The sequence below is a fragment of the Pseudoalteromonas sp. MMG006 genome (genome assembly GCF_018101025.1).
GTDB lineage: Bacteria > Pseudomonadota > Gammaproteobacteria > Enterobacterales > Alteromonadaceae > Pseudoalteromonas.
Genome location: NZ_JAGJEJ010000003.1, coordinates 216,759 through 242,409, shown reverse-complemented (window position 1 = coordinate 242,409; position 25,651 = coordinate 216,759). Strand labels below are relative to the sequence as shown.

Genomic DNA, 25,651 nt, shown 5'->3' with positions numbered 1-25,651 from the left:
TTTACTTGGCCCCTAAAGATGTTAAAAAGAGGAGTCTAACATTTTTAAGCTATATTGGCTTTTTAAGAAATGCAAATAGTCATCAAAGGGAAGGGGTTTTGCATATAGGTAGCCTTGTGCGCGGTCGGCACCCATTTCTTTTAATAAGTGATGTACCTCTTGGGTTTCTATTCCCTCGATAGTAATAGATAAACCAAGGTTATGCGCCATATCTATAGCAGTTTGAACAATGACTTTGTGCCCTGCATTATTAATTAAATCAAATACAAATGACTTATCTACTTTTAACTCGGTAAAGCGATAGTTAACTAAATAGCTCAATGAAGAATAACCTGTACCAAAGTCATCAAGTACCACGCGTACACCTAAATCAGATAGCTCATTTACTAATGAAATAAGTGCTTCATGGCTTTCAACAAGCGCAGATTCGGTTAATTCAAATTTAAGTAAATGCGCAGGAACCTGATATTTTATAAGTATGTTTTCTACTTTTTCGGCTAAATTTTTTATAGATAGATTTTTAGCGCTTAGATTTACACTAATGGGGTGAACGGTGTGACCCTCTTGCGTAAGTTTGAGCAAATCTTTACAGGCACGCTCAATAACCCACAGCGTTAACTCACTAATAATACCAGTATGTTCGGCAAGTATAATTAGCTCTTCTATGGATACCCTTTTAAAGGCTGGGTCTGGCCAGCGAAGTAGGGCCTCAGCACCGTTAACTTGATTGAAATTCAATCCTATTTGAGGCTGATAATACAAAGCTAGCTGATCTGATTTTATAGCATTTTGTAATTTAGCTGCGAGCGATACATCCATTAGAAGATTACTTCCATTTGGGGTGCTTACAACCAAGTCGTTATTGTTTTTAGCCTTTTTGAGGGCTAGATATCCGCGTTTTAGCCAATACTCAAAGTCGTCACTTTTACCTGCGTTGCTTATACCAATATTATAAGTAAGCTGCAGGTTTAGCCCTTGTATTTCATATTGCTTTGATAAGCTATTAATTATTTTAATGAGCGCTGCTTCAAGGGATTGCTGATTTTGATTTTTAGTTGAAATACACGCAAATACACCACTGCCTAAATCAGCTAACCGAGGGCTGTTATTAAAATCTATATCTAGATTCGCAAATTCACGTTCGTGGCTAAGTTCTAGCTCTATTTGTTTGGCTACATGCTTGATTAATGTATAGCCCTGCGAAGGGGTAATAATGGTATTTAGGGAGTTGAAATGGCGAATTTTAATTAAGCATAAGGTCGTGTTTCTACCCTGTAATTGCAGAGCCATAAAAGCTTGCTTAAGCTTAGCACTGTTAAGTAGCTTAGTTTGTTGTGTATGTGTTGCATGATAAAGCGCTCGCTCTCGCTGGTAGCGAACTCTATCGGCAAGTGCCATAGCCATTAAAATAACTTCACACAAAATAGCGACTAAAAAAGCATGTCGGATTGCAAAGCTATACGCTAAAAAGCCGGTTAGCTCTAACGGCTGTATCGCAGCACCTATAATTAGAGGTATCCACGAAAATACATAAAACTTAGCCCATCTAAACCCTGTACGTAATTTGTTATAGATTAAAATAATACACACAACATATAAAAGGCTAAGCACACAAAAAAAGACTGGAGCTGCTATGTATTCGGGTAAGAATAGTGTGGCTATTGAGAGTAAAAATATTAAAAACAATAGCGCTTTACTCAGTTTATAACGCCAGCATTTATCTTTGTGGTAGCGTAAAAACATCGTACAAAATGCCAGTGTAAAAAACGCCATTGCATAGTTAGTAAAAATAACTTTTTCGTGTAAAAACAACTGAAGCTCTAGAGGCCACAAATAAAAGCCAAAGCCCATAACAACGCCCATTAAACAAAGAGCACTCATTATGTAACCTATATAAATAAGGTAAACACGGTCTTTAATACCAAAATAAAGCACTAGGTTATAAAGAGCAGCCATTAGCAATACGCCGGCAAATATTCCCCAAATACCTGTTTGCGAACGAACTAAGTCTACAAACTCTTTGTAACGATAAAGGTTTACAGGTGTTTTACTAATACCTGAGGTGTCTATTTTAATCGCTAAGCGTTCTATTGATTTACTCGGTAGTGAAAAGCGGATGTGAGGCACACTGTATTGAAATAAAGAAAGTGATTCTTCTTTGTCGCCTAATTTGTATGTTTCAATAAGCTCATTGTTTGGCGTAAGACGGTAAATACTTAAGTGATCGACCATTGGGTTGTCAAAATGAGCAACAATGTCTTGTTCATATAAACTTTTATTTTCTAAATCTATAAATAACCAATAGTTTTGCTGTTTAAAACTCCAAGGGATGTCGGAGAAGGATTTATTAGTCAGTTGATTAGGGCTTGCAATAATATCTTTGAGGGAGCCTGTTTTATTTTCATCAATATAATAGGCGTAATCTAAATATACAGGTGTAGTTTTTTCGACGGTGTAGCGTGTAGGCACGACTAGATTTGACGCTAGTGTGCTAATAATAAAAAATATAAAAACCAGTATGGCTACAGCCACCCCGTGATAACGTAAAGTTTTTGTTTCCAACGCTGTACACTTGTAATAACTATTTGCATAAGTGTAGCACTAAAAAAGCGCAGATAAACTGCGCTTTTTTAGTTAAATTTTTAGGGCCTGCTTATCCTTCAGGATTAAAATTTGTTCTAACTAGGGACGATTTAATCGTGGCGCGAGGTTTGTAACCTAGTGGGCTAAGTAAAAACCGAGCAACAAAGAGTTAATCGTCCCTAGGACGAACCTTCGTGCAGCGTGTGTTTGGTATTTATACTGCGTTATCGCCTATTTATGGGGAATAACCACACTACATAGGCTCTGCCTTGCCTAAATACCAAACACACTGCTGCAAATTTAACCTCGAAAGATAAACAGGCCCTAAGTTAAACCAATAACTTAGTTACAGACTATTGCTCGCGAGCAATCGCTCGGTAGGCAATATCAGTACGATATTCCATACCTTCCCAGCTAATTTGTTTTACCAGCTCGTATGCGCGCTGCTGAGCCTCAGTTACGGTATTACCAAGTGCTGTTGCACATAATACACGTCCGCCTGCGGTAACAACATTTTCGCCATCTTGCTTAGTACCCGCATGAAATACTTTTTCATCAGCAGGGTAGTTAACTTTAAGGCCCGAAATAGCATCACCTTTAGGGTAGTCACCTGGGTAGCCATTTGCTGCAAGTACAACACCTACTGCTGCACGTGAATCAAACTCGATGGTGGTTTTATCAAGCTCTACACGGTTAGCAGCTTCAATTAACTCAACTAAATCTGATTGAAGGCGTAACATCATAGGTTGTGTTTCAGGGTCACCAAATCGACAGTTGTATTCAATAACTTTAGGGGTGCCCGTTTCGTCAATCATTAAACCAGCGTATAAAAAGCCAGTGTACGGGTGGCCTTCGCTTGCCATACCTTCTACCGTAGGGAAGATCACTTCGTTCATAATGCGCTGGTGGATTTCGTCGGTAACAACTGGGGCTGGAGAGTAAGCACCCATACCACCTGTATTTGGACCGGCATCGCCATTGTAAGCACGTTTATGATCTTGGCTAGTTGCAAACGGTAAAACGTTTTTGCCATCAACCATTACGATAAACGACGCTTCTTCGCCTTCTAAAAACTCCTCAATTACTACACGGCTACCAGCATCACCAAAGGCATTACCGGCGAGCATATCGCGAATAGCATCTTCAGCTTCTTGTTGCGTCATTGCAACAATAACGCCTTTACCTGCGGCTAAACCGTCAGCTTTAATTACAATTGGCGCACCTTTTTCTTTTAAATAAGCAAGGGCAGGGTCAATTTGTTCAAACGTTTGGTAATCGGCGGTTGGTATAGCATGGCGTGCTAAAAAGTCTTTGGTGAACGACTTAGAGCCCTCAAGCTGAGCTGCGCCCGCTGTTGGACCAAATATAGCCATGTTATGTTCACGAAACTTATCTACAGCACCTAATACTAGCGGTATTTCAGGGCCAACAATGGTGAGTTCCACATTGTTTTGCTGTGCAAAGTTTAATAAACCATCTAGGTCTTCAACGTTAATAGCAACGTTTTCTAATTTAGGCTCAAGCGCAGTGCCTGCATTACCTGGGGCTACAAAAACTGTGTTTACTTTGCTGTTTTGAGCGGCCTTAAACGCAAGTGCGTGTTCGCGGCCGCCGCTGCCAATGACTAATACATTCATGGCGTACTATTCCTATTTAAAGCGGTTTTTTAAATTTCAGCGTCATACGGTCACTTTCACCAATAGCTTTGTATTTGTCAGCGTCTTTTTCGCCAAGACGTAAGCTAGGTGGTAGCGTCCACACTCCCTTAGGGTGGTCGGCTGTATCTTTTGGATTTGCGTTAATCTCACTTGTTGCAACCAGTTCAAACCCAGCTTTTTTAGCTAAGTCGACTACGTAGCTTTGCTTCATGTAGCCTGTTGATTTTTGATCCTCATCAGCACGGCTTTCATCTAAGCGATGCTCAACTACACCTAATATGCCACCTGGTTTTAGCGCTGTGTAAAAAGACTTAAATGCACTTAATGCGCCCTCAGTGTCTTTCCCCATGTACCAGTTATGTACGTTACGAAAGGTTAATACCATATCGACTGTACCCGCTGGGGCTATATCAGTGTGTGTTAAAGGGGCAAATTCAGAAACTTCTACTTTACTAAAGCGCTCGTCTTCGGCTACTTTTTTCTTAAAGGCAGCTAGAGAGCGCTGGTAGTAACCTACAGATGAATCGCTAGGAAAATGCGCAGCATAATACAGGCCTTGCTCTTTAAGCGCTGGCGCTAAAATTTCACTGTACCAACCACCGCCTGGCGCAATTTCAACAACAGTCATTGTTGGTTTAAAACCAAAAAATGCCAATGTTTGCTCAGGGTGACGATATTCATCACGAGCGCTATTTTTAGCGCTACGTTCGCTTGATTGAACTGCATGGCTAAGGCTCGGCTCATGATTGTGGCTAAGTGCCACTGTGGAAGTGAGCGACAGCGAGGCTACTAGTAAGGTCTTAAGTGCAAATTTCATCGTTTGTTCCTTCACATCAAAATTAAGGTTATAGAATAACCAGAATACGTGAATTGATTGCAAACAAAAAGGGTTAAACGCTGTGTTTAACCCTTTGTGTGATTAGTGGCGGAAATGGCGCATGCCAGTAAACACCATGGCCATACCAGCTTCGTCAGCTGCGGCGATAACTTCTTCATCGCGCATTGAGCCACCTGGTTGGATTACAGCGGTAATACCAGCCTCTGCTGCTGCATCAATACCATCACGGAATGGGAAAAACGCATCCGACGCCATTACTGAACCTGGCACTTCTAGGTTTTCATCAGCGGCCTTAATACCTGCAATTTTTGCAGAGTAAACACGGCTCATTTGGCCTGCGCCTACGCCGATAGTCATACCGTCGCGGGCATAAACAATCGCATTTGATTTAACAAACTTAGCGACTTTCCAGCAAAATAGTAAATCTTTAAGTTCTTGCTCAGAAGGCTGGCGCTTAGACACTACTTTTAAGTCGCCTTGGGTAACCATGCCTAAATCACGATCTTGTACTAAAACACCGCCGTTTACGCGTTTAATGTCGTGGCCCGTTGCTTTGCCAGTCCATTGTCCACACTCTAATAAGCGTACGTTCTTTTTAGCTTCAACAATTTTTGCTGCTTCGCTTGAAATGCTAGGGGCAATAATCACTTCAACAAATTGGCGGTCAACGATGGCTTGTGCTGTGGCTGCATCAAGCTCACGGTTAAAGGCAATAATGCCGCCAAACGCTGATGTTGGGTCTGTTTTAAATGCACGTTCATAAGCGCTAAGGATATCGTCGCCAATTGAAACACCACATGGGTTTGCGTGTTTAACAATAACACACGCAGGTACATCAAATTCTTTAACACACTCAAGTGCGGCATCGGTATCTGCGATATTATTAAACGAAAGCGCTTTACCTTGTAGCTGAGTAGCTGTTGCAACGGATGCTTCACTTACATCGTTTTCAACGTAAAAAGCAGCATCTTGGTGTGAGTTTTCACCGTAACGCATATCTTGCTTTTTAGTGAATTGCATATTGATAGTACGTGGGAATTTAGTGTCTTCAACGGCTTCTTCAGTGTAATCAGGCACCATTTTACCAAAGTAGTTAGCAATCATGCCATCGTATTGAGCTGTGTGCTCATAGGCTGCAATGGCTAAATCAAAACGTGTTTTATACGTAGTTGAGCCATTGTTGTTTTGCATTTCGCTAATCACACGCTCGTAATCGCTTGCGTTTACCACAATCGTTACGTCTTTGTGATTTTTTGCGGCTGCGCGAACCATCGTTGGACCGCCAATATCAATGTTTTCAATGGCATCTTCAAGGCTGCAGTTTTCTTGAGCGACAGTATTCGCAAAGGGGTATAAGTTAACTACAACAATATCGATAGCAGAGATGTTGTTATCTGCCATTACGCTTTCATCTTGTCCGCGACGAGCTAAAATGCCGCCGTGAATTTTAGGGTGAAGGGTTTTTACGCGACCATCCATGATTTCAGGATGACCTGTGTGATCTGATACTTCAGTCACTTTTATGCCGTTATCAGCAAGGAGTTTACACGTACCGCCAGTTGATAAAATATCTACACCTTGCGCTTCAAGTGCGCGGGCAAATTCAACAATACCGGTTTTATCAGACACACTTAATAGTGCGCGACGAATGGGACGATGAGTATCCATTGTAGTTTGATTTCCTCAGTTAATGAGCTAGCTTAGAAGCGGGCATTTTAACTGATTACTACTCAAAAAACGACTTATAAAGCGCCAATATGCGTGAGCATTTTGCAATTTGGTTAATAAATTGCAGGCATAAAAAAAGCACCCAAAGGTGCTTTTTTTTGCATGATACCAATTGTATTGGATTAGTAAGCAGTTATAACGATAGAAAAACAAGTCTATAACAAGGCAAAAATTTTACAGTGTAGTTATTCTACATAAGAAATTTTTAACGCCGTTATGGGCTTGTTTAGCTCGTTAGAATGCTTACGCTTTCAATATAATTGGTATTAGTTCATGCCGTATTTTTTAAGCTTTTTACGTAAAGTACCACGGTTGATACCTAGTAAAATTGCCGCACGAGTTTGGTTGCCACGTGTGTATGTCATTACTTCTTCAAGTAATGGCGCTTCTAGCTCTGAAAGAACAAGGTCGTAAACGTCTTGCACATCTTGACCGTTAAGCTGCTTTAAATAGTGGTGAACAGCTTTCTTTACTGCATCACGCAATGGCTGCGGTTTCTCGTGTGACTGAACATGAGGGTTTGTGATAAATGGAGAAGTCACGTTTTGTTCGAACATTATTTAATCTCTTTCTTTCTTAGTTAGCTGCTAGTGTTTTAAAGTATTGCTTTAATGCGTCAACCTGTGCCTGTGGGTTGTCGAGCGCATTAAATACTCGCCTAAACTGACCATCACTGTCATGGGTTTGCAAATACCAAGATACATGTTTGCGAGCAATCCGCGCTCCCATTGGCTCACCGTAAAACGCATGGAGGTTTTCTAAATGCTCCATTAAAATACTGCGTACCTCTGAAATAGCAGGCGGCTGTAAGTGTTCTCCAGTTCGCAAATAGTGGTCTATCTCCCTAAATATCCAAGGGCGACCTTGGGCGGCTCGGCCAATCATAATGGCATCTGCACCCGTATAGTCCAAAACCTGCTTTGCTTTTTCTGGTGATGTAATATCGCCATTTGCAACAACAGGTATCGACACTGAGCGTTTTATATCCCTAATCGTGTCATATTCTGCTTCACCTTTGTACATGCATGCGCGTGTGCGCCCATGTACGGCAAGTGAGGCTATGCCATAACGCTCAGCTATTCTCGCAATCTCTACACCATTACGGTTATCCTGATCCCATCCTGTTCGGATTTTAAGTGTGACTGGGATATCAACAGCATTTACCACTGCATCAACTATCTCTTCCACAAGTTCAGGAAACTGTAATAAGGCAGAGCCTGCGAGTTTCTTGTTCACTTTTTTTGCTGGGCACCCCATATTGATATCTATGATCTGTGCACCGTTTGCAACATTGAATTGTGCGGCCTGCGCCATAAGCTCAGGATCTGCTCCTGCAATTTGCACCGCGCGTATACCCGATTCACCGCTGTGATCCATACGGTTCATCGACTTTTCAGTTTTCCAAACCTTAGGGTTTGACGATAGCATTTCAGACACAGCTAGCCCCGCACCTAAACGGCGACAAAGTTGTCTAAATGGTCTGTCTGTAATACCTGCCATTGGCGCGACTATTACATTATTCTCAAGTTGGTATGAACCGATACGCACTGTATTCAATAGGCCTCTTTTCAAGGGGCGCTAAGTTTACGGTTTTTTTAGGAAAAATCAAAGGCTATAAATTGAACAAAAGTGACTTTTTTTTGCCCTTTTCGTATTGACATTTGATAACCGCATGACAAGTAGGTTGATTTGTTTGAAATTTATACAGGTTTTATTTTTTACACAATAATTAGAAAAAAAATAATATGTAAAAAAATAGTAAAGCCTGTTAAATACAGGCTTTACATGCGGGTTTTGAGTTAATACTCTAAATTTGCTCTTAACAGTTGTTAGGCTTTTTTAGCGCCGCTAACTCGCGTCCAATCACCTTCAACGGCAATATCATCGAGCTCAATAAAGGGTGCATAAATATCAGCTACTGACTGAGCTTGTTCTTCTAAAATACCTGACATGGCAATTTTGCCACCTGGCTTTAGCAAACCTAAAATCACACTGTGCAATTCGCGAAGTGGTTGCGCTAAAATATTAGCCACTACTATATCGGCGGTAAACTCAGGTTGGTTTTCTGGAAGATACACTTCTAACTTGTCTGCAACGCCGTTACGATTAGCATTATCTAAGCTTGCTTCAAGTGCTTGCGGATCAATATCAATCCCAATCATGCGCTCAGCGCCAAGTTTAATAGCAGCGATACCTAAAATACCTGAGCCACACCCAAAGTCCACTACGGTTTTACCTGTTAGGTCTTGGCTTTCTAACCATTTAAGACATAGAGCTGTTGTTGCATGCGTACCGGTACCAAATGCAAGGCCTGGATCAAGTAATACATTAACAGCATCAGGGTCAGGAATGTCGCGCCAGCTAGGACAAATCCATAGCTTTTCACCAAACTGGATAGGGTGGAAGTTATCCATCCATTCACGCTCCCAGTCTTTATCTTCGAGCTGCTCGATTTTATATACTAGCGAGTCTTTAATTTCATTATGGCGCTTTAATAATGCAATCACAGCGTTCATATCGTGATTAGCTTCAAACAGGCCAATTACAGTAGTGTCTGCCCAAAACTCGACAGTGCCAATTTTAGGCTCATAAATAGGCGTGTCTTTTGCGTCAATAAAAGTAACAGAGGCGCTGCCTGCTTCCATTAGTAAGTCGCTTACAGCATCTGCGGTTGCGGCGTTGGCATTGATACGGATTTGGATCCAAGCCATGGTTGTTTCCTTGAAATAGAAAAAAGGCCGCTACAGCGGCCTTTTTAGTTTATATGAAGCGCTAAATTATTTAGCGTCTAAAAAGCTTTTCAGTAAATCTGAGCGAGAAGGGTGGCGTAATTTACGCAGCGCTTTCGCTTCTATTTGACGAATACGCTCACGTGTTACATCAAATTGTTTACCTACTTCTTCTAAGGTGTGGTCGGTATTCATATCAATACCAAAACGCATACGTAGTACTTTAGCTTCACGCGCTGTTAAGCCCGCTAGTACATCGTTAGTTGCGCCACGAAGAGATTCCATTGTTGCCGAGTCAATTGGCGAATCAATAGTGGTATCTTCGATAAAGTCACCTAAGTGCGAATCTTCATCATCACCGATTGGTGTTTCCATTGAAATTGGCTCTTTGGCAATTTTAAGTACCTTACGGATTTTATCCTCAGGCATCATCATGCGTTCTGCTAATTCTTCTGGATTTGGCTCACGACCCATTTCTTGTAACATTTGACGAGAAATACGGTTAAGTTTATTAATCGTTTCTATCATATGTACCGGAATACGGATTGTTCTTGCTTGGTCAGCAATTGAGCGAGTGATTGCTTGGCGTATCCACCACGTAGCATAAGTTGAGAACTTATAACCACGGCGGTATTCAAACTTATCTACCGCTTTCATTAAGCCAATGTTACCTTCTTGGATTAAATCCAAGAACTGTAAGCCACGGTTTGTGTATTTTTTAGCAATTGAGATTACAAGACGTAAGTTAGCTTCAACCATTTCTTTTTTCGCACGGCGGGCTTTCGCTTCACCAATGCTCATTCTACGGTTAATGTCTTTAATACGCTCTATGCTTAAACCTGTTGTTTGCTCGATAACAGATAATTTGTTGATACAACGAATTATCTCAGGCTTAACCTCTTCAAGCTTGGTCGAATGCTTTTCATTAGCACTGATTTCTACGTCAATCCAAGAAGCATCAGTTTCATTATTAGCAAAGTGCTTAATGAACGTTTTCTTAGGTAACTTAGCAATTTGTACCGCTTGTTTCATGATAAGACGTTCTTGAATACGAACTCTGTCCATCATTTCACGCATGTTATTAACCATGCGATCAAACTGTTTAGGTACTAATTTGAATGTTCTGAACAACTCGCCAATTTCGAAAATAGCAGCTTGAGATTCAGGGTGTGAACGACCTTTAGAATCAAACGTATCACGTGCTTTGTTATATAAATCACGTAAGTTTTCAAAGTGTACACGTGCCTCTTCAGGATCTGGGCCAGTATCTACTTCTTCTTCTTCGTCTTCATCATCGTCACTGTCTTTGTCATCGTTGTCATCATCGTCATCAAGTTGTTTTTCACTTAATTCTGAACCGATGTTAGTCGCTGATATTGGCGCGTCATCTTCGTTAGGATCAATAAATCCAACGATAATATCGCTTAAGCGCATTTCTTCAGCTTCAAACTTATCCCACTGCTCTAGCAGGTAAGTAATTGCTTCAGGGTACTCTGCAACAGAAATCTGTACTTGGTTGATACCTTCTTCAATACGCTTAGCGATTACAATTTCGCCTTCACGTGTTAGAAGTTCAACAGTACCCATTTCGCGCATGTACATGCGAACCGGATCCGTTGTGCGGCCGATTTCTTTTTCTACAGTTGCAAGTGCTGCAGCGGCAGCTTCTGCTGCGTCTTCGTCTGTCGTTGTTTCTTGCATCATTAATTCATCAGCATCAGGCGCGTTTTCGCTAACCTTGATACCCATGTCATTAATCATGCTAATGATATCTTCTACTTGATCTGAGTCTATAATGTCTTGTGGAAGGTGATCATTTACTTCTGCAAAAGTTAAGTAGCCTTGCTCTTTACCTTTTTGAATCAGAAGTTTTAATTGTGACTGAGGAGTTGGATCCATAGAGATTGTTTCTTCCACTCTGATAAGTTGATACAACAGGCGCCATCATGTAGTTTGCATTAAAGCCAACTAGAATAATGTGACGCAGTGAATAGCACAGTATAACAGTTTAAATCAAATCTGACTAGCTGTTAGTGGCTTTTAACGCTGTCATTAGCAAATGACATTCAAGTCTTTCGTCGCTATTAAGACCTTGTGTCTTGTCCTTTATTAATAGGGTCTCGAGTCGATAATTTAAACACTGATCTTCAATAAATTTAAAAGTATTTTTAAAAACAGTCTCTAAACGCTCTTCATTTATTTGATGTTGCCATGTTGCAAGCTTAATTAATGGCTCGTAGTCATCCGTATCTCTAAAACACTCTAGTAACTGAGCGGTAGTTACTTCTTCTTTTTGCAAAGCTTGCTCTTGTAGTCGAAGTAATAAACCAATGCCAGCAATATTCATTTGCGCAAGCTCTGGTAAGTACGGCACGCTTTTGGCTAGAGCAGGGTGCTGAATTAATATGCCGATTGCCTGACGCATAGGCGTTATTTTAAATTTTCGTTCAATAGAGTGTTGTTGCTTTGGTGTTTTTAAGCGGCTATTAAGTTGCTCTCGAGTTCGACCAATCAAGCGCCCTAATTGTTCCAAAATATTTTCTTGATAAAACTCACTCGGAATTTTTTCAATAAGAGGCAGCGCAGCACTTAGTAGTTTAGCTTTACCGGAGTCGAGTGTTAAATCAACTTCTTGGCTAAGTTTGTTAAATAGTACCTTGGTAAAGTCATCTGCTTGACTAAGGCGTTGTTCAAATTGCTCTTTTCCTTCTTTTTGTACGAGGGAATCAGGGTCTTCACCGTCAGGTAAAAATGCAAACTGTAATGCTTTACCGTCGTTTAAATAAGGGAGTGCGTTTTCAAGCGCTCGCCATGCAGCATCACGGCCAGCTCTGTCGCCATCGTAACAACAAATTACCTTGTCTGTGGTTCTAAACAAAGTGTGCATATGCTCGCTTGTGGTTGCGGTCCCTAGTGCGGCAACAGCGTATTCAATTCCTTGTTCCGCAAGCGCAACGACGTCCATATAACCTTCTACAATCATTACATGGTCGAGTTTTTTATGAGCTTGCTTTGCTTCATATAGCCCATATAGCTCAAAGCCTTTATGAAATATTCGAGTTTCAGGAGAGTTTAGGTATTTTGGACCTTGGTCTGCCTGCATTACACGTCCGCCAAAGGCAATAACGCGTCCACGTTTATCGCGTATAGGGAACATTAACCGGTCGCGGAAAAAATCAAACTGTCTACCAGGCGTTTTTTCAGAGGCCAGTTTTAGTTCTACTAATTGCTCTTTTTGTTCTTTGTTACGGCCAAGCTGTAAACATAATCCATCCCATTCACTTGGGGCGTAACCAATCATAAACTTTTTAACAGTTTCGCCGCTTAAACCACGGCCTTTAACATACTCAATTACAGCTGCTGAGTTACTATGGTGCTTTAATTGGTGCTGATAAAATCGCGCAGTGTGCAGCATTAAATCGTAGTCTGAGCGTTTTTGGGCTGCTGTGCGCTCCGGAGCTGAGCTGTTACCTTGTTCTCGTGGTACATCTAAGTTTAATAAGCTGGCAAGTTCTTCAATGGCATCAACAAACTCTAGTTTGTCGTACTCCATAACAAACGATATTGCATTGCCATTCGCACCACAGCCAAAACAATGATAAAACTGCTTGTCTTGCGATACGGTAAATGAGGGCGATTTTTCGTTATGAAATGGGCAGCAGGCTTGATAATCTTTACCGGCTTTTTTAAGGCCAACTTTAGAGTCGATGAGTTCGACAATGTCGGTTCTGGCAAGTAAATCGTCTATAAAATTACGTGGGATCTTTCCAGCCATTAGTAAAATAAAGTCCTGAGATAATAAGAAGAATAACGAAAACGAAATGTACGTTTAGTGCCAAATAAAGCCTATTTAACTTACCAAAACATACTGTAAATAAATAGGGCAGTACACATAAATTTCAATAGTTAAATTGAAACATGTAAGCGTATCTAATTAGCTTGTTGTTAGGTTAATTAAAGCTAAAAACAAAGAAACCGAGCGCTAGGCTCGGTTTGCTTCAATCATACTTTAATGTATGTGGGCGTATGTTAGGCAGTTAATCGTTGCTTAATTAAACCAGAGATTTTGCCCATATCGGCGCGACCTTCAGCTTTGCTTTTGATTATACCCATTACTTTACCCATGTCTTGCATACCTGCTGCGTTAGTATCAGCAATAGCCGCATCAATGAGAGCAATTATTTCTTCTTCACTCAATTGTTGAGGTAAAAAAGTTTCAAGTGCTACTATTTCATTGGCTTCAATATCAGCTAAATCATCACGCCCAGCATCTTTGTACTGAGTGTAAGAGTCACGACGTTGTTTAACAAGCTTCACTATAACTGAGGTAATACCCGCGTCGTCTAGTGTAATTTGCTCGTCAATTTCACGTTGCTTGATAGCAGCAAGTACCATACGAATAGGGTTAAGACGTTGTTTGTCTTTAGCTCGCATCGCATCTTTTTGCGCATCTTTTAGCGTTATTAAAAGGCTCATTTATACAAGACCTAATATATTAGTATAATTTAACGCGACGTGCGTTATCACGAGAAAGTTTTTTCATGTGACGTTTAACTGCAGCAGCTTTTTTACGCTTACGCTCAGCTGTTGGCTTTTCATAGTGCTCGCGACGACGAACTTCTGAAAGGATACCTGCTTTTTCACATGAACGCTTGAAGCGACGAAGTGCTACGTCAAACGGTTCGTTCTCTCTTACTTTAATTACTGGCATTAAAAATTCACCTACCTAAATTATGAGCGTTGCTCAAGTTGATCAAACATTGATCAAGTGGTTCAAAAATGGTGCGGTATTGTAATCCGAAGCAACACCACATGTAAAGGATAATATTAACAGAAACGCATTATCTAAAACAGTATTAATTTGATTGACGTTGATATAGCCTGCAGAACACTTGCCCCGCCTTTTTTTCTTTTATTAACAGCCAGTTATTGGGTTGTTGAAACGTACTTAACTCGGTTTCTACTTCTACATAAATGAGAGCTTCGCTGCTTAGCCATTGGTTTTTTTCTAATAAATCGCATGTTGTTTGTGCTAAATCTTTGCGAAACGGCGGGTCAACAAATACTAAATTAAATGCCTCATTTGTATTTTTTTGTTCTAAATAACTCAAAGAATTAGTGTGTTTTACCTGTGCATTTTCAAGCTTTAAGGTGCTGATGTTTTGTTCTAATTGTTTAGCCGCAAACTTATCTAGTTCAATGAATATGGTGCTTTTTGCAAAACGTGAGAGCGCTTCAAAACCGAGCCCGCCAGAACCTGCAAAACAATCAAGTACATTAGCGTCGCGGGTATCTTGCATTAACCAGTTAAACACCGTTTCTTTAATTCTATCGGTGGTAGGGCGTAAACCTTCTACATTTTTGACTGGTAATTTACGTCCCCTAAATTGGCCGCTTATAACTCTAATAAAACCATCGCCGGATTTGCTACTAGCTTTATTTTGTGTTGTTTTATTTCTCATTTAGCTCACTAAAAAATGGTATATGGTATCTAGCTCAGATAATATTGCTGCAGATTACGTGTAGCTTCATTTTTCAACCGTATGAAAAGTGTTACTATGGAGCACTTACGTTTTGAATGGTTGTTTTACTAGCATCGATTGCTAGGCATCGCCAAGCTATTTCAAATTTTAGTTTATCAGATTTTTATAAGTGGTTATTAGCAAGTATGGCAAAAAAAAGTAAATTCATGTCGTGGCTCGGTTTTGGCAAGTCAGATAAAAAAGAAGCAGAGCAAAAAGCAGAAGCTGATAAACAACAAGCATTAGCGCAAGAGCAAGCCGAAAAAGCTGAGCAAGAACGTATAGCAGCAGAGCAGGCTGAGGCTGAGCGTTTACAAGCAGAAGCAGAGACTGAGCGTTTAGAGCAGGAGCGTATAGCTAGTGAGCAGGCTGAAGCTGAACGTTTAGCTCAAGAAAAGCTAGCACAAGAGCAAGCCGAAAAAGCTGAGCAAGAACGTATAGCAGCAGAGCAGGTTGAGGCTGAGCGTTTACAAGCAGAAGCAGAGACTGAGCGTTTAGAGCAGGAGCGTATAGCTAGTGAGCAGGCTGAAGCTGAACGTTTAGCTCAAGAAAAGCTAGCACAAGAGCAAGCACAAAAGCTTGAGCAAGAACGCCTATATGAAGCAGAACAAGCCGAAAAACGAGCTATAGAGCAAGCTAATGCCGAATTATTAGCAAAGCAAGATGCTGATGCAGCAGCGCAAAAGCAAGAACAAGCTAAACGGCTAGCTGAGCAAGAAACACAAATGCGCTTAGAGCAGGAGCGCATTGCTGCAGAAAAAGCAGAGTCGGAGCGATTAGAACGAGTTCGTCTCCAAGAGCAAGAAGCTGCAAATGCAGAAAAGCTTGCAATAGATAAAGCAAATGCACAATTGCTTGCAAAAGAGCAGGCTGATGCTGAGATACAACGACAAGAACGAGAGCAGCGCCTAGCTGAGCAAGAAGCTCAAATGCGTTTAGAGCAAGAACGTATAGCCGCTGAAAAAGTTGAGAATGAACGCTTAGAGCAAGAGCGTATTGCGGCTGAAAAAGTTAAGAGTGAACGTTTAGAGAAAGAACGACTTGCCGCTGAAGAAGCCGAGAATGAGCGTTTAGAACAAGAACGACTTGCAGCTGAAAAAGCCGAGAATGAGCGTTTAGAACAAGAACGACTTGCAGCTGAAGAAGCCGAGAATGAGCGTTTAGAGCAAGAACGACTTGTAGCTGAAGAGGCTGAAAATGAGCGTTTAGAGCAAGAGCGCATTGCAGCTGAAAAAGCTGAGAATGAGCGGTTAGAGCAAGAACGACTTGCAGCTGAAGAAGCCGAGAATGAGCGTTTAGAGCAAGAGCGCATTGCTGCTGAAAAAGCTGAGAATGAACGTTTAGAGCAAGAACGACTTGCAGCTGAAGAGGCTGAAAATGAGCGTTTAGAGCAAGAGCGTCTTACTGCTGAGCTTGCAAAAAATGAAGAAAAACAAGCAGAAAAACCAAAAAAAGAAGGGTTTTTCTCTCGTCTTAAAAAAGGCTTATTAAAAACTCGTGTAAATATAGGCTCTGGCTTTGCTTCAATCTTTAGTGGTAAAAAAATTGATGACGAGTTATTTGAAGATCTTGAAACACAGCTACTTACCGCCGATTTAGGTGTTGATACCACCATGAAGTTAATCGATAGTTTAACTGATGCAGCTGATCGAAAGCAGCTTAAAGATGGTGATGCCTTATATGAGCTAATGAAGCAAGAAATGGCAGCGATGCTAAAAACTGCTGAGCAGCCTTTAGTGATCAATAAAGATAAAAAGCCGTTTGTTATTTTAATGGTAGGTGTGAACGGAGTTGGTAAAACAACCACGATTGGTAAGCTAGCTAAGCAATTTCAAAATGAAGGTAAATCGGTCATGCTTGCCGCAGGAGATACGTTTAGGGCCGCAGCTGTAGAACAGTTACAGGTTTGGGGTGAACGTAACAGTATTCCGGTTATTGCACAGCACACAGGTGCAGATAGCGCGTCGGTAGTATTTGATGCATTTCAAGCCGCGAAAGCGCGTAATGTTGATGTATTAATTGCCGATACAGCTGGGCGCTTGCAAAATAAAGATAATTTAATGCAAGAGCTTGAAAAAATAGCCCGTGTAATGAAAAAAATTGACCCAGATGCACCTCACGAAGTAATGCTTACTATTGATGCTGGTACAGGTCAAAACGCTATTAGCCAAGTAAACTTATTTAATCAATGTGTTGGTTTAACTGGTATTACACTTTCAAAACTTGATGGTACTGCAAAAGGCGGTGTTATTTTTGCGGTTGCCGATAAGTTTAATATTCCAATTCGTTACATTGGTGTTGGTGAAGGTATTGATGATTTACGCGCTTTTAAAAGCGATGACTTTATTGATGCATTATTTAGCCAAGATGAGGACGACGTTTAATTTACCAAAAGAGGGAGCTAGCTCCCTTTTTAATTGCGAGGATTACTAACGCTGTTAACAAGCTAATGGCGTTGGCATAATAAAAAGATGATAAATTTTCAGCAAGTAAGTAAAACTTACCCTGGTGGGCACCGTGCACTTGAAAAGGTTAATTTTCACATTAAGCCTGGCGAACTCGCTTTTTTAACGGGCCACAGTGGCGCCGGTAAAAGTACGCTACTTAAGCTAATTAGTTTAATGGAGCGCCCATCTGCGGGTAACGTGTTTATTAATGGGGTTGATTTGAATAAAGTTAACTCGCGTCAAATTCCTTATGCTCGTCGTGATATTGGTATTATTTTTCAAAACCACCGTTTATTAGAGCGCTATACCGTTTTTGATAATGTAGCATTACCTCTAATTATTGAGGGTACACATCATAAGCAAATAGCTAAACGAGTACATGGCGCGCTTGATAAAGTGGGCCTGATAGATAAAATAAAATGTCATCCTTCTATGCTCTCTGGTGGTGAACAGCAGCGAGTAGGTATTGCCAGAGCTATTGTAAACTCCCCGCCAATATTATTAGCTGATGAACCTACTGGTAATCTTGATCCTGAACTTTCAATGGAAATATTAAAGTTGTTCGAAGACTTTAATAAGCACGGTACAACTGTGCTTATTGCTACACATGATCTTGGTTTAGTGTCGCGTATGAAGTATCGAAGCCTAACTTTAAAAGATGGACGTATGCTTGAAGATCCGCTTGCTGAGGGAACATTATGAGTTTACTTTTTAAAGGTCGTCAAAATAGTAACGATAAGCAACAGAAATCGATATTAGCGGGTGGTTATTTTTTCATAATTAATATTTTTCGCCAAGGTGTTCATAGCTTAGGTGAAATGTGGCGTACACCGCTTGCTTCAATGATGACTATTGCTGTACTTGGGCTGAGCCTAACTTTACCTGCTACACTTTATTTAGTTGTTAAAAACGTACAGCAAGTAAGTAGTGGCTTTGAAGAAGCCAGTGAAATCTCTTTGTTTGTAAAAGAGAGTATGAGTGAGCAAGAAACACAAACTTTGGTGAAGCGTTTGGCGTTATACCCAGAGGTTGAAAGTATAGAGTTTATTTCAAAACAACAAGCTCTTACTGAGTTTAAAGATGTTTCTGGCTTTGGGCAGGCTTTAGAATACTTAGACAAGAACCCGTTACCAGATGTAGTACTGGTTACGCCAACAAAACGTAATAGGCAACCAAATGCTGCTAAGGTACTTTTGACAAAGCTTGAGAGTGAACGTGAAGTTGACTTTGGAAAGCTTGATATAGCATGGTTAGAGCGTTTAAATGCACTGCTTGATTTACTCAAAGAAAGTGTAATAACTATCGCACTATTATTACTTACCTCAGTGACTCTCATTATTGGCAACACTATCCGCTTGTCTATTATGGACAAAAAAGAAGAAATTCAAGTAATGAAACTTGTAGGGGCTACCAATACATTTATACATGCCCCATTTTTGTGGACTGGTATATGGTACGGCGTAATAGGCGGTTTATTTGCTTTTATATGTGTTGGATTAATGATGTGGTGGCTTTCGAGTGCTGTGAGTAGCGTTGCAGGCGTATATCAAACAAGCTTTTCACTTATTGGCTTATCGCTTAGCGAGCTTGGCTTTTTAGTATTACTTGCCACTAGCTTAGGCTTTATTGGCTCGTACCTATCTGTAAATCGGTATATTAAAGAAATAGAACCCGACAAAGTATAAATGAACCAATTCAACTTGATACACGTAGAGTATCAAGTTGGATACGCTTTCGGTTTATTAAAACTGTCATATTTATATACTATCCTCCCTTAAAGTAATGAGTTGTAAATAGCGTGTTGCGACGGAGCGAATTGCTTGCAAACCCTTAATTCATCACTTATTCAGTCGCTTGTAGTAGACTAAATACATACCAAAAAACTACTTGATTTATACTTTAAAAAAGTTTTAAATTGGGGTTAGCACTCTTAAGTAAAGAGTGCTAAGATGGTTTCAAATGTTTATCACCGAGGTGAAAAATGAGTAAAGATTTATACGCAATGGCACTTACAGTCGGACAACAAAGCGCAAGCATGGATGGTTACCTTCAAGCGGTAAGCACTATTCCTATGCTTAAAGTGGAGCAAGAGCAAGAGCTTGCTAAAAAGCTTCAGGAAGAAGGCGATCTTAGCGCTGCAAAACAACTCATTATGTCGCACTTACGCTTTGTAGCACATATAGCTAAAAGCTACTCGGGATACGGCTTACCACAAGCTGACCTTATTCAAGAAGGTAATATAGGCCTTATGAAGGCAGTTAAACGATTTGACCCTTCAGTAGGTGTACGTTTAGTGTCGTTTGCTGTGCATTGGATTAAAGCCGAAATCCATGAGTTTGTTCTAAAAAACTGGCGTATAGTTAAAGTTGCTACAACAAAGGCGCAACGCAAATTGTTTTTCAATCTACGTAAAAACAAAAAGCGTTTAGGCTGGTTCAATCAAGCCGAGGTTAGCACTGTTGCTAGTGAGCTAGGTGTGAGCGAAAAAGAAGTACGTGAAATGGAATCGCGCATGAGCGGCCAAGACATGGGCTTTGATTTAACAGGCGATGACAATGATGACGCGCCTACAAGTACTTACTCTCCAGTACAATATTTAACGGATGGTTCTGCTGACTTAGCTGACGATATCGAACAACAGCAGTGGCAAGAACAGTCTCATACTCGTTTATTTAGCGCACTTAAAACGCTGGATGAGCGTTCGCAAGACATTGTAAGTGCTCGTTGGTTGTCTGATGACAAAGCAACATTACAAGAGCTTGCTGAAAAATATAGCGTATCGGCTGAGCGTGTTCGCCAGCTAGAGAAAACAGCAATGAAAAAGCTGCAAAGCGCTATGAGCTAATAGCTCTAAAGAATGAAATTGACAAAGCCCTGCTTGAAAATGCGGGGCTTTTTGCTTTATAGCTATCAATTTTCAATTAGAAGCTGTTTGATGACAAATAACAGCGAATATATATATTTTTAAGTGGGTAAACTTATAGTATATAAAGTCAATACTATTACCAGAGGCGCTAAGTTATTCTATAAATTAGTTCTTTTTGGCTGACATACAGGTGGCTTTTTTAAAGTGCTTATTATCGAGCACTTATTCCTTTGCTCTCAGCTTGCGCTAACTGTATATATTTTTTTTCTACTAATTGCGACACGGGCACAAGTTCAAACCCTTGCTCTGTTAACTGTGGCAACGCCTGGCGTAAAAAATTAATAGTTTCTGGGTAGGGGTGGGCAATTGCAATTGCAAATTTGTGTTTTGTAGCTTTGTGCTTTAATTCATCGAGCCTAAATTGCAATTGCTCGGGCGTTGTTATGTTGTCTAAAAATACGTGACGGCCAATATTCTCTACACCTAAAAAGTTTGCAGCATTTTGTGCTTGGCTTAAATCAGTGGTGCGACTATCTAAAAAGTATAAGTGACGCTTTTTAAGCACTTCCATGGTCCACTTCATGGCTTGGCTTTTTTGTGTAAGTGCTGAACCCATGTGATTATTAACGCCTTTAACTTGTGGCAAGCTGGCTAGTGCAGTTCCTAAAGTTTGTTGTAATTGTTCTTTATTCATATTTAGAGTTAATGCGCCTGGGCCAAGCTCTTTGCCGTTAAGTGCTTGCATAGGAACGTGTAACAGCAGTTCTTTATTTGACTGACTCGCAAGCGTTGCAAAAATTTGAGAATAAGGTGTGTGAGGCAAAATTGAATACGTCAATTGCCCAGGTAAGGAAAGGAATTCTAAGTCCCGTTGATGATAACCTATGTCATCTATCACTATTGCTATTTGCTTGGCGCTGACGCTTGTGCAGGCTAAGCAAATAAACAGTATTAGCCATTTTATTATTTTCACGTTTATGGTTTTTATTATCTTTTTAAATCTCAATAGGTTGCTTTAAATAAAGTAGTTTATTGCATACTGAGTAATTGTTTTGCTTTAACTAATTGTAGATCGGCTAAGTTACCCGTGAGTAATTGCGCATTACTATTAGTTTGCTCATTTTTTATTATAACGGCTTTATTAGTTTGTGAAAGACCTGTTTGATTAATCACCACATCTGGTGTTATTCCTATTCCATCAATAGAATAACCAAGGGGTGTATAGTATTTAGCTGTGGTGAGTTTAAGTGCTGTGTTGCCATTGCCTAAAGGGATTAACGATTGCACAGAACCTTTACCAAATGACTGGCTGCCCACAATAGTAGCTCTTTTGTTGTCTTTAAGTGCAGCCGCGAGTATTTCGGCAGCTGAGGCTGAGTTTTCATTAATAAGTACAACAATAGGGGCGCCTTTTAAAATATCACCTCGTTTAGCGTAAAAGGCTTGGTTAGCATCGTAAAAGCGTCCTTTTGTAGTAACAATAGTTCCACTTTGTAAAAACAGGTCAGATACTGCAACCGCACTTTTTAATGTACCACCAGGGTTATCACGCAAATCAATTACTAAGCCTTTAAGTGGGGAGCCAAAGTGACGTTGTAAAGCCGCAACCTGCAAGGCCACCTCATGTAAAGTATGATTAGAAAAGTTATTAATAGCTAAATAGCCAGTGCCAGAGTTTAAAAGCTCGCTAGTTGCGCTTTCTAGATTTATTTCACGGCGTGTGACATGAAAGGTAATTAACTCTTTTGTGTTATTGCGCTTTATAGTTAGGTCTATATTTGCGAATTCACTTTCGCGTATTAACGTTGCCACTTCGTCGATCGTACGGTTATGTGCTCTGTTATTATTTACGCTTATTACTTTATCGCCCGGTAATACTCCCGCTATTTTGGCTGGCGAGTTATCGACTACGTCAACAATAGTCATTATTTCATTAACACTTTTAACTTCAATACCAATACCGGTGTAGCGGCCATTTGTATTGTCAAATAATGATGTAAGTTCATGCTCATCTAAATATTTAGAGTAGGGGTCGAGTTTTGAATACAAACGTTCAAATTGTTTGTTGTTATAGTTGATATGGTCGCTATTTTGTAGCGCTAAATCATCTACGTAGTAGGCGTGTATATTAAAGAGGATTTCATCTATTTGTTGGCTTTTAAGCTCTTTTATAGAGCTTGCATATAAGCGTGTGTTAAAAGCTAATAAGGTAAGTAATATGATCAAACACAGGCCTTTTAAAAAGCCTGTGTTTCTTTTAATCGCTGTATTTGATGCGTTTTTTTTGGTTGTCATCAGCTGCTCCTAATGCGGTGCAGCGGTTTATTCAATTAAATGCGTCTGCACCATTTTACAGGATTTACTGCGCGTCCTTTGTGGCGTATTTCAAAGTATAGACCAGAACTTGCCTGTCCGCCGCTTTGGCCCACTAATGCTAATGTTTCGCCTTCGCGTACCATATCGCCAACATCGCGTAATAGCGTTTGAGCATGGCCGTATAGACTCATAAATCCTTCGCCATGGTCAACTACAATCACCCAGCCAAAACCTTTTAACCAATCAGCAAATACCACTTGGCCATTTTGAATACTGTTTACGTTTGTGCCTTCTTTAGCGCCAATTAGCACGCCTTTCCAATCAATGCCGCCATGTTTTCGCTGACCAAATGTATGCTCTAGTTTACCCTTACTTGGCCAAGGTAACTTACCTTTACTTTTGTTAAGCCCGATAAGCTCTATTTTTTGATTTTTTTCTTGCTCTAACTCTTCAATCGTAGTGATCAGCGTCTGCTGGTTCTCTTTTAAATAGCTAATTGAGTTTTTTGTACCTGTGAGCTGTGCTTGTAGGTTTTTTAGATTGGTTTGTCGCTCGCTTTGAGCATTTACTAATGCGGTTTGACGTCTTTTTTGTTCTTCATATAAAAGCTCTAATTTTTGTTGTGTTTTAACAAGCTCTTGTTGGTTTTGTGCTATTTGCTGTTGAAGCTGCTTTAGCTCTTCAATTTGTTCAATACGGGCTTTATTCAAATAATTATAATAACTAAGTGTACGCTCAAATTTAGCGGTGTCTTCTTGGTTTAGCAACATTTTAGAGTAGTCATCGCCACCGGCCATATAAGCACTTTTTAATTGTGCGGCTAATACCTTTTGAAATTTTGCATGTTGTTTGTCGAGTTCATCAGCTTTATTTTGTAACTGCTTTTGCTGTGTTTTGGTTTCTGTTACAGATTGTTCAGCCATGTTGAGTGCTTTTGCATTTTTAGCTATATCAAGTTCATGGCTTTTGAGTTTTTTTTGTAATGAGGCTATTTTTTTTCTTTGCGCGTTATAGTCAGCTTGGCTTTGCTGAAGTGCATTTTGTACTTCTGATAAGTCTTTTTTAGTACGCTCTTCATTAGCAACTGCATAAGCAGTTACTAATGAAGTAAGTATTAATCCGCACTGTATTAACCGGTTAATACGTCTATTCATGTGCTATTTCAACATCATAATAGGTGTGCCAGTCATTTCGTCAGGCTGCTCCATGCCCATTAAGTGAAGCATTGTTGGTGCTACATCGCTTAATGCTTTACCTTGCATAGGCTCAGCGTCGCGGCCTACGTAAATAAATGGAACTGGCTCGCTAGTATGAGCTGTATGGGCTTGGCCTGTTTTAAGGTTAGCCATTTGCTCAGCGTTACCATGATCGGCAGTAATTAATGCTTCACCACCAAACTCTTCTAATGCATCAACAACTCGACCGATACAGGTATCTACGGCTTCACAGGCTTTAACAGCAGCTTCAAACACACCAGAGTGACCTACCATGTCGCCATTAGGATAGTTACAAATAATAGCGTCGTATTTTCCACTTTTAATTGCTTCTACTAGCTTATCTGTAAGCATTTCTGAATTCATTTCAGGTTGTAGATCGTAAGTTGCTACCTGTGGTGAAGGAATTAGCTCACGTGTTTCGCCTTTAAATTCATCTTCGCGACCACCACTAAAGAAAAACGTAACGTGCGCGTATTTTTCTGTTTCAGAAATACGTAGCTGCGTTTTGTCATTTTTTTCTAGCCATTCACCAAATACATTTATAAGTGCTGACGAGCCAAAAGCAACAGGTGCATCAATATCGGCTGCGTATTCTGTCATCATTACAAAAGCGCTAAGTTTTGGAGATTTTTTCTTGGCGAAACCGTCAAACTCAGGCTCAACAAATGCACGCGTTATTTCACGGGCTCTGTCGGCTCTAAAGTTAGCAAAAATAACAGTATCGCCATCGTTAATCGCCGCAGGCTTGGTACCTGCTGGAGTAATTGTTGTAGCGGCTACAAACTCATCGTTTTCGTCGCGCTCGTATGCGGCATTAAGTGCATCTACGCCGTTATCAAAATTAAAATCGCCTTGCGCGAGAGTCATTACGTCATATGCTTTTTCTACTCGGTTCCAGCGGTTGTCTCTGTCCATTGCATAATAACGCCCTACAAGTGAGGCTAAGCGGCCGCATTTAAGTTCGCTAAACAATGCTTCAATACGTTCAATTGATGCTTTAGCGCTGCGCGGTGGTGTATCACGACCATCTAAAAAGCCGTGGAAGTAAACTTCTTTCGCGCCGCGTTTTGCTGCAAGTTTAATGCTGGCAACAATATGATCTTCATGGCTATGAACGCCACCTGGGCTCAATAGGCCCATAATATGGACCGCTTTACCAGCGTTTACTGCTTTATCTATGTTTTCAACTAATGCGGGTGTTGAGTCAAACACACCATCGTTAATTGCTTTAGTAATACGAGTGAAGTCTTGATAAACGATTCTTCCTGCGCCTAAATTAACGTGGCCCACTTCTGAATTACCCATTTGCCCGTCAGGAAGACCAACATCTAAACCCGAAGCTGATATTAATGTGTGTGGACGAGTTGCCCATAATTCGTCTAATACCGGTGTGTTTGCTGCAAGAATAGCGTTACTTTGTTCATCTTCGCGGTATCCCCAGCCGTCTAAAATCATTAATACCAGTGGTTTTTTATGCTCTGTCATAATAGCTCCTGAAAATTAGCACCTGTTGATGGGTACTGAGTAGCGAAAGGGTTATCTGGTTAGTTTTAGCATACCGTGTTTTAGCGATAGGATCAGCACTGAAAACAAGATATTAAATTTTTATCTACTATTTAATATGGGGGGCTTTATCGTTTTTTAAACTGTGTCAAACTCGCATTTTAACTTGGTTTGGGTATACTTGCGGGGCTAAAAAGCAAAACACCTAAAAAATTAGGTTTAGAACATAATTTCATAGTGGAAG

At 40.4% G+C, this 25,651-nt stretch carries 20 protein-coding genes; 4 read left to right on the top strand and 16 right to left on the bottom strand.

The features are described 5' to 3' along the window. Nucleotides 1-21 precede the first annotated feature (21 nt). From J8L73_RS05290 to rsmD, 12 genes are all read right to left on the bottom strand, one after another. Nucleotides 22-2,562 (bottom strand): EAL domain-containing protein, encoded by a 2,541-nt coding sequence (locus J8L73_RS05290; RefSeq protein ID WP_211015248.1) that lies wholly within the window; start codon nt 2,560-2,562, stop codon nt 22-24. 374 nt (nt 2,563-2,936) lie between these two features. Further along, nucleotides 2,937-4,220 carry a phosphoribosylamine--glycine ligase gene (purD, locus tag J8L73_RS05285; RefSeq protein ID WP_211015246.1) on the bottom strand — a complete coding sequence of 428 codons (1,284 nt, stop codon included), beginning with the start codon at nt 4,218-4,220 and terminating at the stop codon, nt 2,937-2,939. Nucleotides 4,221-4,236: 16 nt separating this feature from the next. After that, entirely contained in the window at nt 4,237-5,058 is an 822-nt protein-coding gene (locus tag J8L73_RS05280) for a class I SAM-dependent methyltransferase (protein WP_211015244.1), read from the bottom strand. A gap of 102 nt (nt 5,059-5,160) precedes the next feature. Further along, a complete protein-coding gene (gene purH / locus J8L73_RS05275; protein ID WP_210998785.1) occupies nt 5,161-6,747 on the bottom strand; it encodes a bifunctional phosphoribosylaminoimidazolecarboxamide formyltransferase/IMP cyclohydrolase in 1,587 nt (528 codons plus the stop codon). Nucleotides 6,748-7,073: 326 nt separating this feature from the next. Next, complete coding sequence (gene fis, locus J8L73_RS05270; protein WP_002957804.1) at nt 7,074-7,364, bottom strand: DNA-binding transcriptional regulator Fis; 291 nt, start codon at nt 7,362-7,364, stop codon at nt 7,074-7,076. 19 nt (nt 7,365-7,383) lie between these two features. Further along, nucleotides 7,384-8,355: a tRNA dihydrouridine synthase DusB gene (gene dusB, locus J8L73_RS05265; protein WP_171038382.1), complete on the bottom strand. Its 972-nt coding sequence runs from the start codon at nt 8,353-8,355 to the stop codon at nt 7,384-7,386. A gap of 281 nt (nt 8,356-8,636) precedes the next feature. Next, on the bottom strand, nt 8,637-9,518 hold the full coding sequence (gene prmA, locus J8L73_RS05260; RefSeq protein ID WP_211015242.1) for a 50S ribosomal protein L11 methyltransferase: 882 nt from the start codon (nt 9,516-9,518) through the stop codon (nt 8,637-8,639). A 66-nt stretch (nt 9,519-9,584) separates the two neighbouring features. Further along, complete coding sequence (gene rpoD / locus J8L73_RS05255; RefSeq protein ID WP_211015240.1) at nt 9,585-11,435, bottom strand: RNA polymerase sigma factor RpoD; 1,851 nt, start codon at nt 11,433-11,435, stop codon at nt 9,585-9,587. 124 nt (nt 11,436-11,559) lie between these two features. Further along, nucleotides 11,560-13,311 (bottom strand): DNA primase, encoded by a 1,752-nt coding sequence (gene dnaG / locus J8L73_RS05250; protein WP_211015238.1) that lies wholly within the window; start codon nt 13,309-13,311, stop codon nt 11,560-11,562. 254 nt (nt 13,312-13,565) lie between these two features. Continuing rightward, entirely contained in the window at nt 13,566-14,012 is a 447-nt protein-coding gene (locus J8L73_RS05245; RefSeq protein WP_007376027.1) for a GatB/YqeY domain-containing protein, read from the bottom strand. 19 nt (nt 14,013-14,031) lie between these two features. Next, entirely contained in the window at nt 14,032-14,247 is a 216-nt protein-coding gene (rpsU, locus tag J8L73_RS05240) for a 30S ribosomal protein S21 (protein WP_002957797.1), read from the bottom strand. Nucleotides 14,248-14,392: 145 nt separating this feature from the next. Beyond that, on the bottom strand, nt 14,393-14,998 hold the full coding sequence (gene rsmD, locus J8L73_RS05235; protein ID WP_211015236.1) for a 16S rRNA (guanine(966)-N(2))-methyltransferase RsmD: 606 nt from the start codon (nt 14,996-14,998) through the stop codon (nt 14,393-14,395). Nucleotides 14,999-15,204: 206 nt separating this feature from the next. On the opposite strand from rsmD, the gene ftsY reads away from it, so the two are divergent. The 4 genes from ftsY (at nt 15,205) to rpoH (ending at nt 20,350) form a co-directional block, all read left to right on the top strand. Then, a complete protein-coding gene (ftsY, locus tag J8L73_RS05230; protein WP_211015344.1) occupies nt 15,205-17,442 on the top strand; it encodes a signal recognition particle-docking protein FtsY in 2,238 nt (745 codons plus the stop codon). A gap of 87 nt (nt 17,443-17,529) precedes the next feature. Then, complete coding sequence (gene ftsE, locus J8L73_RS05225) at nt 17,530-18,207, top strand: cell division ATP-binding protein FtsE (RefSeq protein ID WP_149593815.1); 678 nt, start codon at nt 17,530-17,532, stop codon at nt 18,205-18,207. Beyond that, nucleotides 18,204-19,190, top strand: coding sequence for a permease-like cell division protein FtsX (gene ftsX, locus J8L73_RS05220; RefSeq protein ID WP_211015234.1), 987 nt, complete (start codon nt 18,204-18,206; stop codon nt 19,188-19,190). The genes ftsE and ftsX overlap by 4 nt, the downstream gene beginning before the upstream one ends. Before the next feature lie 296 nt (nt 19,191-19,486). Beyond that, nucleotides 19,487-20,350, top strand: a complete 864-nt coding sequence (rpoH, locus tag J8L73_RS05215) for an RNA polymerase sigma factor RpoH (RefSeq protein WP_013465954.1) — start codon at nt 19,487-19,489, stop codon at nt 20,348-20,350. A 232-nt stretch (nt 20,351-20,582) separates the two neighbouring features. Here rpoH and J8L73_RS05210 read toward each other — a convergent pair whose 3' ends face one another. From J8L73_RS05210 to gpmM, 4 genes are read right to left on the bottom strand one after another with little or no spacing between them, the layout of a single operon-like run. Continuing rightward, nucleotides 20,583-21,344, bottom strand: coding sequence for a divergent polysaccharide deacetylase family protein (locus J8L73_RS05210; RefSeq protein ID WP_211015231.1), 762 nt, complete (start codon nt 21,342-21,344; stop codon nt 20,583-20,585). A 56-nt stretch (nt 21,345-21,400) separates the two neighbouring features. Further along, nucleotides 21,401-22,666, bottom strand: coding sequence for a S41 family peptidase (locus J8L73_RS05205; protein WP_211015229.1), 1,266 nt, complete (start codon nt 22,664-22,666; stop codon nt 21,401-21,403). A gap of 35 nt (nt 22,667-22,701) precedes the next feature. Continuing rightward, the gene (locus J8L73_RS05200) at nt 22,702-23,841 is read right to left on the bottom strand and encodes a peptidoglycan DD-metalloendopeptidase family protein (protein WP_211015227.1); all 1,140 of its coding nucleotides are present in this window, start codon (nt 23,839-23,841) and stop codon (nt 22,702-22,704) included. Nucleotides 23,842-23,844: 3 nt separating this feature from the next. Continuing rightward, nucleotides 23,845-25,389, bottom strand: a complete 1,545-nt coding sequence (gene gpmM, locus J8L73_RS05195; RefSeq protein ID WP_211015225.1) for a 2,3-bisphosphoglycerate-independent phosphoglycerate mutase — start codon at nt 25,387-25,389, stop codon at nt 23,845-23,847. Between the last annotated feature and the right edge of the window lie 262 nt (nt 25,390-25,651).